This window comes from Shewanella sp. (genome assembly GCF_048265805.1).
Taxonomy (GTDB): Bacteria; Pseudomonadota; Gammaproteobacteria; order Enterobacterales; family Shewanellaceae; genus Shewanella.
Window position 1 is genome coordinate 1 of sequence record NZ_JBLXAT010000052.1, and the last position, 11,791, is coordinate 11,791.

An 11,791-nucleotide genomic window follows, 5' to 3' on the forward strand; every position below is an offset into this window, starting at 1 on the left:
CTGTGGCAAGTTGAACTGGCCGATGGCTGGCACAGCTTTCGACCAACAGAAGATGGCGCGCTGATTGATCTCGACGATGAAGAACTGGCACTGCCCGCGAGCGCCAGCATCCGCCTCGTCAGTGGTAATCAGTTAGACAGTGCCACCGCCAAAGCATGGCAAGCGCACTTGAAAGACTACAAAGTTAAACCGCTGTTTGAGCAGCTTAAACAGATTACGGTTACGCCCACAGCCGAGCAGATTGAACTAGCACACCATCGGGGCTTACTCACCGATGCGTACACCTTGCGTGGTTTGCTCACTAAAAAAGGCTATAAGCAAAGCCAAGCTGAAGATGCCGGTTTCTTTGACCACTACTTCAAGCAGTTTGATAACTTGGGGCTGCGAGTGGAATTTGGTTTCAGCGGCAACTGTGTGCCAGAAGAGAATGTCACCGCGGCCATCTATGGCATTAAAGTGTGCCAGCTCAACCCCAAAGCCCGCGGCTGGAACCGTTATCAGGAGCTAACACTTGCTCAAGTGCCCGCCAACCTGCTCAACGCCATCGCATTGGACTATGAAGACGTTGCCAAGAAATGCCACGCCGACCCCGAGTGGGAAAGTAAGTTACCTTGGTAATAGAAAATAGATAACGCCAAAGCGTAGCGGCTACGCTTTGGTGAACCAATTAGGTGATAACTAAGGAAGTACCTAATGAGTGACACCATTATGCGCGCCCGCGCCGAGCAGGCGTATCAAACGGAATTAACCCAATTGGCCGAGGCAGATAGCGGCCCTCGTCCGGCAGGCTGGCAGCTTTCGGCCGCCGCAGTAAAACGCTTTATCTGCGGTGATGTTAAGCTGGACATTAAACGCAAATACTACGGCGACGATGCGCTGGTTGAACGCGCTATTGTCAGCATTATGGGCAACAACGGTCTGATGATGGTCGGCGAGCCGGGCACCGCCAAATCCATGCTGTCAGAGCTGCTAGCCGCCGCGATCAGTGGCACCAGCGAGTTGCTAATCCAAGGCACCGCAGGCACCACCGAAGAGCAGATCAAATACAGCTGGAACTTCGCTATGCTATTGGCCAATGGCCCGAGCCTTGAAGCCTTGCTGCAAAGCCCTGTCTATCAAGCAATGGAGCAAGGCAAGCTCGTCCGTATTGAAGAGATCACTCGCTGCCCGCAAGAGATCCAAGACGTATTGATCTCGCTGATGTCGGAGAAAACGCTGACGATTCCAGAACTGGGCATTGCCATTCAAGCCAAACCTGGCTTTAACATCATCGCCACCGCCAACTTACTCGACCGCGGTGTTAACGAGATGTCCAGCGCCCTCAAACGCCGCTTTAACTTTGAAACTGTGCCGGTGCTGAATGATGTCGCACTTGAACGCGAATTGATCCTCAGCCAAGTAAAAGCGCGCTTTAGCAACGCACCAGAGCAACCACAACTGGATGAAGATCTGGTGCAACTGCTGGTGCAAGTGTTCCACGATCTGCGCCATAACCTCGGCGCTCAAGCGCTGGATGCCACACTGTCTACTGCCGAAGCGGTTAATATCGTGCACTCCTGCGCCCTGCACAGTCTTTACTGGCAGCAACCGATGAGTGCCGAACAGTTAGTACAGCAGATGCATGGCACGCTGATTAAAGACAAAGCCGACGACGTGAAGAAGCTGGCGCATTACCTTGATGCCGTGGTACGTGAACGCAAAGAGTGGCGCGCGTTTTTCAATGCGGGTAAAGCGTTGTGGATGAAGTAATCAGCAGCAGTCATGCCTTTCAGCAGCGCCTAGCTGATATTAGCCAGCAGTATGACTACTCAGATATCTGCTGGTTGCCAGTACGCCACCACAGCCCCGCCTGTGCCGCCCATGCACTGACACGCTTAGCCGAGTTTCAGCCCGATATCGTGCTCATTGAAGGGCCGCGTAATTTTGCGCAGCATCTGCCCCAACTCCAGCGTGCCAACGTGGTGCCGCCCATTGCCATCTACCAAAACAGTAGCTACTTTCCGCTAGCGGTAAACAGCCCAGAATGGCAAGCGTTGCGCTGGGCGGGCGAACAGCAACTGCCCGTGCAGTTTATCGACCTCGACTGTCATACCCAAGATGATGAACAGCCGCAAAGCCGCTGGAGTGATGCGCGTATTTTAAGTTCCGAGTACAGTCGTCAATTGCAACAAAGCTTAGGTTGTCGAGATCGCGATGAATTATGGCTGCGGCTGTTTGAACAACAGACGTTTGCCTCGGCCACAGACTTCTTTCGACAGGTGCTGCTATTCTGCGCCGCCAGCCGATTGTATTACGATGATGACACGCTCGCGCAACTGGGCGATGTCGCGCGCGAGCAGCAGATGCGCGCCTGCATTCGCGCTGCGCAACAACAGCATCAGCGGATTGCCGTGCTTACTGGAGGGTTTCATACCAGTGCGCTATTTAGCTATGCCGATGAAACCGCCGCCATCATCGATGCCGCCGATGACAGCTACTTGATCCGCTACACCGATGAACTGCTCGATGCCCACCGTGGTTACGATGCCGGTATGCCCTACCCAGCGTTTTGTCGTTGGCTGTTTGAACAACACGGTGCAAACGCCGATGACTGGACGCTGTACCTGCTCAACCAGCTCCCAAAGCTGAGCTTTATTGAAAAGCAAAACACTTTTGAGCATCTCAACCAATTATGCCAACTGCGCGGCGTACAGCGTGCTAGCTGTTTTGACTTGTTCGACTCGCTAGGTAGTTGTTTGCTCAAACAGCAAAGCAGCGCCAGTGATTATCAGCCATGGCAGCAACAACTACGCGGTAACGACCTTGGAGAGTTGCCCGCTGATAGCCGCCAACTGCCGCTAGTTGAAGAGGTAATGCAACGCTGCAAACAGGCAAAATTAACCATAGGCGCACCAAGCCGCAGCCATTTTGCGCTGTATGAAATGACCGATTCGCAACGGCAGCGGCGTCAGCTACTGAGCCAACTGTTGGTGCTCAATCTCGGTTTTGCCAGTTATGAGCGCGGCCTCGGCGCGTTTTATAGTATCCATACTGCCGGTAAGCATGAGAGCTGGCAGTACCAATGGACGCCCGCAGTGGAAGTTGCACTGATTGAACTGAGCCGCCAAGGTGCCACGTTAGATGACATCGTCAAACAACACTTGGCCAACTTACCCGCTGACACACTGCCGCAGCTATTTGACAAGTTAGTGTTGTCATTACAACTGGGCTGCCCGCATGTGGTGGATAACACGCAGCTCCAGCAATACATTGATGATTGCAGTGACATTCAAGCACTCACCGCCTGTTTTATTAAACTGTTTAGCTTGAGTAAACACCCACTATTTACCAGCAACACACTGAATGATTTATTAGCCCCGCTGTGGCGGCAATTAAGTTTCCATCTACCTGCTCTCAACCAGCTAGACGATGCCGAAGCTCTGCAACTGCTATTGTCACTACAAGCCATCGCCCGCCAGCAAGAGCAGTCATTGCAACAGCCGTGGCGCGAGCGCTTACAGTGGTTGATTGGCCACAACCAGCATAAACCTAGCTTTTGGTTTGCCCTCAAAGCGCTGGCGCTCGATCTAGATAACGATCCCCCTGCGCCATTGTTAGCCGAACTGCAACAATACAGCGGCGATCACTTTGCTATTTTGCAGGCATTGATCACTGTGGTGCCACATTGGCTGAACCGTGCTGACGGCTTACTGCCAGTGCTCAATCACAGTCTAAACACGTTAGATGATCACCAATTTGTCGAACAACTGCCCAAGCTGCGCGAGCTGTTTTGTGCCATGGACGCACGGCAGATTGATGGCATCAGCCACACGCTTGGCGAGTTAAACCAATGGCAACAAGCGTTGGACTGGCTCACACAAGGCCTGAGCGAACAAGACGTGCAACAAGGCATGGCATTAGAGCAGCAACTGCAACAAACGCTGACACAACGAGGATTGAGCGCATGGATTACTCACTAAAACAGCGTTGGCGCTTGGTGCTCGGCCGCTACGCCGAAGCGTTAGATAACCAGCTCACCCCGCCGCAGCAACAGCAAGATAAGGTGCTCAATGGCCTGTTCCAACTGGGGCTGGAACAACGCGGCTTTCATCTGTCCGGTGGTTTAGGTGCCAGCGAGTTGCCAATTATTGAGTGGCTCGACAGTGCCGAAAAGTTATTTCCCAAAAGCGTGAACGACACCTTGCAGCACCAAGCGCTAGAGCGCTTTAACGTCAGAGAATTGCTACAAGAACCTAAGGTGCTCGCCAATATTTCGCCTTCTATGGGGCTGCTCAAGCAGTTGATGAGCATCAATGCGCACACCAACCCTAAGTTGCAACAGCAGGTACGCGAAATCATTAGCAAAGTGGTTGCGGAACTGTTTAAACAGCTACAGCCAAGGTTTAATAACAAACTCAGTGGCCGCCTTAATCGTCAAGCCCACAGCCCGCAAAAACGGCTGGCGAACTTAGACTGGCACACCAGCATCCGTAAAAATCTCAAACACTTTGATGGCGAACGGGTGCGGTTTGAGCGGATCTATTTTCACTCACGGCAGCAGCCACAACTGCCTTGGCACGTGATTTTATGTATCGATCAGTCAGGCTCCATGTCGGCATCGATGATCTATTCAGCGGCGATAGCTGGCATTCTCAAACGCTTACCAACCGTCAAGCTGTCGCTGGTGGTGTTTGACACACAAGTGGTCGATCTCTCCGAGCAAGCAGACGATCCAGTCGAAGTGTTATTAGCCACCCAACTGGGCGGCGGCACCTTGATTGCCAAAGCCTGGCAATACTGCCAGCAGTTAGTTGAAACCCCAGCGCGCACCGTAATTGCCACCGTATCGGACTTTGCCGAAGGCGGGCCAGAACGCGCTATGTACCAACAGGCCAAACAGCTGATAGATAGCGGCGTCAAAATGCTAGGTATGACCGCACTCAGCAGCGAGTCAGTGCCGTTTTACGACAGTAACGCCACGGCGCAGCTCAACAGTTTAAACATGCAGATCGCCTCGCTAACCCCCGATCATTTTGCCAACTGGTTGGCGCAAACCATGGGATTACAGAAGTAATGTGTGACAGGATACCCACGCATGGATAGCAGCATTTTTGCCACTCTCGCCAGTGATGGTTTAGTGCGTCGCGCCGAAAAAGCGTTACAAAAATCAACGCCCGAACTCAGTGGCGCGGCCCCCGTTCAATTTGAGTTTGAACAGCAGCACGGTACGCTCGATCTGGTCAATCCCAGCCTGAGCCGTTGTAACTGTGCCGCCAGTGGTGTGTGCAAACACATTATTGCCGCCACCCTGTATGCTTGGCAGCAAACAGCAGTTGCAGCGGATAACAGCACCACGGCAGGCATTCATGTCGATATGCCCGCACTGCTGAGCAACGCAGGAAAGGTCAAAGTACGACAGTTCTACCGCCAAAGCCAACAGCGCTGGCAAGCGGAAATCACCGATAAAGGCGCCCAGGTGCAGGTTGTTATCGAGGAACAAGCGATTCACTTTAGCCAAGTCAGCCAACTGAGCGACATTATCTGTAACGCCGACAACCAAAAATATGCGCTACTGGCGGTGTATTTGTGGCTGCAACAGCAAGCACACGCCTTTGAATGGCCAGAATGGTTGCAGCAAGAGCAGCAACGCCAACAAGATTTACTGCAGCAATCACGGACAGAGCTCAAGCAGCAGTGTCTCAACCAACTGCTCAGCTTGGCGCAAGTGCCGTTGGCACAGTTACGCCAAGAATCGCTGCTTGAGATTGAGTTACTGCAAATACCGATGGAGAAAGCAGGTTTTGCCGTCGGACCGTTAAAACGTTTGTGCGGCAGTTTAGCCCATTATATTAGCGGTGAGCATATTCGCGATAACCGCGAAGTGGTGCAGCAGATGGGGCAACTGCTGGCGATGTTGCAGCAAGAAGATATGGCCGACAATGTCGCCGAAGTCGTCACCCCACCACAGCAACTGCTATGCCTTGGCGGCTATCCTTGGCAACACACGGGCGGCGCCCATGGCCTCACAATTGTGCTGCAAGATGAGCAAGGCCGTTTTGTGACCTTAGCAGAGAGTCGTGCCAGCTTAAAACAGCGGCTCAACTATCGCGGCGTGTGGCACAGTAGCCAGCTGTTAGAAGGCGCGCCATCGGGTAATGATTGGTTAGGCCATAGCTATAATATTTTCCATGCAGAACTCAATGGCTGGCAGCGATTACGGCAGTTACAAGCCACCTATCTAACCGCGAGTAAGCGACCACTCACCCCAGATGCGGTGAACGATATTGACGCCATTAACTGGCAGGCTGATTACCTCTGTTTTGCACCGAAAAAATTCCACCAGCAGCAGTTTGATGAAGCGGCGCAAGTGATGCAGCTCAGCTATCGCGATGTGCACGACAACGCCCTATGCTTTAGCCTGCCATGGTCAACGCTCAATGAGAAAGCCATCGCCAATATGGCAATACTGGAACAACAGTTACCGCAACTGATAGTCGCGAAAATTGAGCGTGACAGCAGCCACTGGTATCTGCGTCCGATAGCGGTAAAACTGGAGCAATGGTTCAACCTCTATTTTGACCAGGTACCCAGTGCCAAAGCGAGCCACTTTGTCTCGCGCTGGTTTGCAAAATATGCCAAGAAACCGCCGACGTTAACGGCGCCGCAGCGCAGCCAAGTGCAGCAACTGCTATTAAAGACCGTGGATGAATTGGCGCAATCTCCGCAGATGCCGCAAGCCGAGCTGGCTCAGCGGGCACATGCGCTAGGGTTGCTCACATTAGCCAAATATCTACATGGCACACGGGTTGAACAACGCTTGCAAGCCAGTTATTGTGCCGAGCAACTGCTGCAATTAAGTGCGATAAAACCGATTTTAGTACATGAGCGTCAAGCATAGACAGCGCTCTTATAGATACAAGGAAGTTTTAGATTTTTATGAAGACGTTATCAGTTAATTCCCCCTGCCCAGTTTGCCATGCTGGCAAGCTACTCACTGTTAACTGGCGGCACATGCACGAGCAAGCCAAAGACAGTGAATACGGCATCATGCTGGCAAATTTACACCACGAACGGGCATTAAAAGCAGGCGATATCTATTGCTGCCAACACTGTGATGAGCGCTGGTATCTTGATAGCAAACAGCGCATGTTAGCCCATATCTCGGCCGACAAACTGCCGCTAGTGAGTGCGTGGCACGACCAAGCGCTAACACTGACGCCGGAGCAGTACCAATTGCTGGCAGAAATAGAAGACTGCGACAAGTTAGATCGGCGCCAATCGCACGCGATCCCTTGCCAAGTCACCACCCACGATGGCACGGTTTACCCCTTTGCCGAAGTAGTCATTCAGCGCGATGCGCCGGTAGAAGACTACCGTGAGTACCGTCTCGCATCGGCAATCGCCTCAATTAGCCCCAGCCCCTATGCACTGCCTAAAGCAGTACGGCATGAATGCGGTTGGGCACAAGAAATCCGCATGGGCTTTGCCCCGACACTGCTACTGTTATCCAATGGTGAGCAAGTTACCGTCAACGGCATCAGCACCTTTATCAACCTCGAAGGCGTGGATGCCAGCAAAACTCAAGTGGGTGAATTACCCCACTCTATGGTCGATTTTCCAAAGATCTATCACTTTCAAAGCAAGATTGTCTCGTTTATCGCCTCCCCCGCACCTAAATAGTGACGTTTAAACAGAGAATACGGATAGCAACATGCGATATAACGGACTGACTCAATGCGACAATTACCCATATTTGCCTTGCTGTTGGGGCTGATGGCACCGATGGCACAACCCAGTAACACCGCAGAAGATTGGCTCAATCAAGGTGAAAATGACCAAACGCAACACAACACTCAACAACTGAAAAGGAAGATTATGTCTATTCAAGACAACCAACAGACGACATCGACCGACCTTCACTTCAACAACACTGACTATCAATTTCGTTGGGAGGAAAATGGACAATATGAGTTCACGCCCGTTAACCAACCCGATTTAGAGCAATGGCAAGACATGATCACCATCAATGTGCTGCCACAAGTGACCGATGGCGAAACCTTAGCCGTTGTTGCCAACAACATTTTGCAGCACTACCAAGAAAACGGCATGTTGATCAACACCGCGTCAGTGCCACGCACAGAAACCAGTCCAGCCGAATACTTAGTCGTTGCAGTGCTAGGAACGGAAGCCTTTTTAGAAATGGCCATGGCACGTATCCGCCTTGACGGTGATATAGGTACCGCCATCGTAGTATCACACCGCATTTACGGCCAAAATGTCGGTGATGACATGAGTGCCTGGTTGCAACAACATGGCCCAGCATTGGAGCAAGAGCTCATGAGCTGGCAAGATATCCCTAGAGCCGCAGTGCTCAGCAGCTTGACCAACAACTAAGGTAATCCCATGACAGACTTTGCCACGCCATCACAGCCAAACCACTATGACTTAGCCTTGAAAGCGCAAGTAGATGCCGCTATTGGCCCGTGGTTGGCGCGGCAAATGTTTGTCAGCGCCGCCTTTGATGCGCTGTATGCGGCCTTAGCGGAGAAGTCTGAGCAGTTAACAACTGAGTCGACGGTCTCTAAACAAATCCTACTCAGTTTTGTGCAAGCAATTAACGTATTAGAGATCCAGCAAGACCCACGCGCCGATCAATTTAAACGGTTAATGGAACTCATTGCTAACAACGACGCCGCCAGTGACCGTCAGCCCGGCGTACCGCGGATTTTTTGAGTGATGGGATTCAGGCAGACCTCGCCAAAATCATTTAATGATGTAATCGCCAAGATTAGCTAGGCTCCAGATGAGTTGTATTGCACGGCAAAGCAGCGCATCTGGAGTATAAAGATATGATTCATTTTCATTTACGGGTAAGTACGCGTAGCGACGTAATTTATAATTGTTAATACATATTAAAATGCAAAATGCTTGAGTCACGATCATAGTTATCTATGTCGAAATTTTACTTCAATTCTTTGCTTATTAATTTTACTACTACTCTTTGCTTATATAGTGTCACTTGGTCGTTGATCAGATCGGTGAAGATTCATAATGCGGTCAACAGTGGTTGATGTCCGTTCAGGCCTCACCACTATTTCCGATAAAAAATGTTTGTTATTTTACTTTGATGGAAGCGATTGCACTAGCTCATTAAATAATGTTACAAATAGAGATAAATAACACATTATTTTTACAATTTTTAAAACAAACAGGGATGTTCAATGAATTTGGATTTTATAGGAAGGTCTAATGTTGCGGTTAACTGCATCCAACAAGCCTTTAAGATAATACTTCTGGCTGCTTTGTCTGCACCTAGTTTCGGAGCTAAAACACCGGGGGAAGAAACAACTGAGGACGCCTTTACATCAGAAGAGCGCTATAGTGTTTCGGCCGATAACTACGGGGTGCTTTCACATGATTTACTAGGCGAGCAACATGATGCTTACACAGGCAAAGTTAGTTTTGGTCAAACCGACTTAATTATTCCGACCAATAGTGCTTTAAAGCTCAAGGTCAGACGAATTATAGGAGGCGACTCAAGTTTCTCATATCGAGTCTTTGGTGACTGGACGTTAGATTTGCCAAGACTCTATGGCCCAATTCCAGCCAATATCCATAATGGAGTTGATTACTGCACAAATACGCATGGATGGCTTGCCACAAAAACGTTGAGACCAGGTAGTGATCCCCAAGATAGTGACAATGGTCCATTGCTGGCAGGCGTACCTACATCCTCACAGTTGTATGCAAAAAAAGTTACTTATTCTCTGCCAGCCAACACACACTTTTTGAATAACGAAAATTGGGCGATTAGTTGCGCCAATGGCATTTATAGTGCCCAAGCCCCCAATGGTACGAAATATACTTTTGGTCAGATAGCTTACTCACGGAATGATCCCTTATATCAGGGCATCAGTACTACTAATCCTAGGGGACGTTCAAGGGTGGCTTTACTCCTAACCAAGGAAGAAGATATACAAGGTAATTCAATATCTTATATATATAGTAATGCAAAGCTAACTAAGATCCAAAGTAATGAAGTAAATGGAGCAAGCATCAGCTTTACCTATAATACTGATGGCCTGATCTCAAAAATAACTTCAAATGGCCGAAGCTGGTTATACACCTACACTAACAGAACTTTAAGTAAAGTCACTTTGCCAGACTTGCGGTATTGGGAATTCTCTCTTACCGATCTAAAGACAGAACTTACTCCATCAAAGTATGACCAAGTAATAGACACTGGCAGTGGAACAATACGGCATCCCAACGGTACAGTTGGCACCTTTACTGTTAAAGAAACTCTGCATGGTCGTTCTAACGTACCAAAAACAACATTTGTACCAACAGGACGGTACTTGGTAGATGTAGATACCAACTATATGTCTCTTGTTGGAAAATCCATATCTGGCCCAAGCCTTCCCTCAATGACTTGGGCATACACCTATTCAGAAAATAGCGGTGGAAGGGTTGGTTCAAACGTATCTGACAGCAAATATATTGAAATCACCAACCCCGAAGGTATAACCACCAAAACCACATTTTCAAGACGTTTCGGTTGGCAGGAAGGGCTAATTTTAAGTGAAGAAGTATTTAACAGTGGATTAGTAGTTAAGACAGAAAATACTTGGGCTAAAGGCGGTGTTATAGGCGGTGCGTTAGACGGGTTGACTTATTTATTAGAAGGAAATACCTATCAAACACTAAAAACCAAGTCTGTATATAGTGAAAATAGATTAGGTGGGACTGATTCGTATACTACACAATATAGCAATTTTACAACGTATGGCTCACCGAAAACCATAACTGAAACGGGAAACGTTGGCAGTAGAGTCAAGAGCGTCAGTTACTATAGCAACAGTTCAAAGTGGTTGTTGGATGTATTGGCGAATGAAACAATTGGCACGGATTTTTCGATAACGAGAACTCATAATACTAATGGCCAAGTAATAAGTGAAACGAAAAATGGCGTCAATACAATCTATGGTTATGCTGGTGCACTATTGACGTCGGTTAAAGATGCCAGAGGTTACACTACAACATACGGAAATTACTATAGAGGTGTCCCAAGATCCATTACCTATCCGATTGGCTCTATGAATGCCATCGTAGATTACTTTGGTAATGTTTCCAGTTTTACCAATCAAAATGGTGATAGTTTTGGTTATACTTATGACTCAAACAACCGAGTAACATTTATTAATTTACCTATTGGTGATGATATCAGTTATACGTATGGAACGAATAGTGTTACTAAAACTCAAGGTAATTACAAACAAGAAGACATGTTGGATGGGTTTAATCGCAGCTATTTGACATCCTATCAAGATACCACCCTGAATATTACTAGATATAAGAATAGAGCGTTTGATAGTGATAATAATCTGTTGTTTGAATCTATCATGTCCTCATACAGTGCCGAAACTCTCGGTGTTTCGCGTGAATACGATGCAATTGGACGACCAGCAAGACTAGCCTCTCCAGTATCAAGCAGCACGTATGAATACCTAAGCAACAATAAAACAAAAGTCACAAATGGGAGAGGAGGAAGCACAACTAACTATTATGCCGGTTACGGTAGTGCTGCGGATGGGTATGTGTATCAAATTGATATCCCTTCATCCAGTGGAACAATTGTCACTTCATTTGGTAAAAACAGTGTCGGTAAGTTACTTTCAGTAACACAAGGCGGGTATAGCATTTCATATGGTTATCACTCGACTTATAAAGACTATGTCCTGAAGGATCCCCTCATAAATCCGCCAGTGCATAGCCATTTTTTAAGAGCTGCTCAGCTAGAACTACCGCCGCT

9 protein-coding genes are annotated in these 11,791 nt (G+C 48.8%); all 9 read left to right on the forward strand.

Features of this window, described 5'->3' with window-relative positions:
* A partial coding sequence (locus ACN0TT_RS19995; protein WP_417763885.1) for a DUF4132 domain-containing protein occupies positions 1 to 618 on the forward strand: 618 nt, incomplete at its 5' end.
* A 75-nt stretch (positions 619 to 693) separates the two neighbouring features.
* Positions 694 to 1,749, forward strand: a complete 1,056-nt coding sequence (locus ACN0TT_RS20000; RefSeq protein ID WP_417763886.1) for an AAA family ATPase — start codon at positions 694 to 696, stop codon at positions 1,747 to 1,749.
* A complete protein-coding gene (locus ACN0TT_RS20005) occupies positions 1,737 to 3,959 on the forward strand; it encodes a DUF5682 family protein (protein WP_417763887.1) in 2,223 nt (740 codons plus the stop codon). Before ACN0TT_RS20000 ends, ACN0TT_RS20005 begins: the two co-directional genes overlap by 13 nt.
* A complete protein-coding gene (locus ACN0TT_RS20010) occupies positions 3,944 to 5,053 on the forward strand; it encodes a VWA domain-containing protein (RefSeq protein WP_417763888.1) in 1,110 nt (369 codons plus the stop codon). The genes ACN0TT_RS20005 and ACN0TT_RS20010 overlap by 16 nt, the downstream gene beginning before the upstream one ends.
* Before the next feature lie 21 nt (positions 5,054 to 5,074).
* A complete protein-coding gene (locus ACN0TT_RS20015) occupies positions 5,075 to 6,877 on the forward strand; it encodes a hypothetical protein (RefSeq protein WP_417763889.1) in 1,803 nt (600 codons plus the stop codon).
* Positions 6,878 to 6,915: 38 nt separating this feature from the next.
* On the forward strand, positions 6,916 to 7,659 hold the full coding sequence (locus ACN0TT_RS20020) for a hypothetical protein (RefSeq protein ID WP_417763890.1): 744 nt from the start codon (positions 6,916 to 6,918) through the stop codon (positions 7,657 to 7,659).
* A 54-nt stretch (positions 7,660 to 7,713) separates the two neighbouring features.
* Complete coding sequence (locus ACN0TT_RS20025; RefSeq protein ID WP_417763891.1) at positions 7,714 to 8,373, forward strand: hypothetical protein; 660 nt, start codon at positions 7,714 to 7,716, stop codon at positions 8,371 to 8,373.
* Between the two features lie 9 nt (positions 8,374 to 8,382).
* The gene (locus ACN0TT_RS20030) at positions 8,383 to 8,712 is read left to right on the forward strand and encodes a hypothetical protein (protein ID WP_417763892.1); all 330 of its coding nucleotides are present in this window, start codon (positions 8,383 to 8,385) and stop codon (positions 8,710 to 8,712) included.
* Positions 8,713 to 9,200: 488 nt separating this feature from the next.
* Positions 9,201 to 11,791 (forward strand): hypothetical protein (locus tag ACN0TT_RS20035; protein ID WP_417763893.1); only part of this gene is annotated, 2,591 nt, incomplete at its 3' end.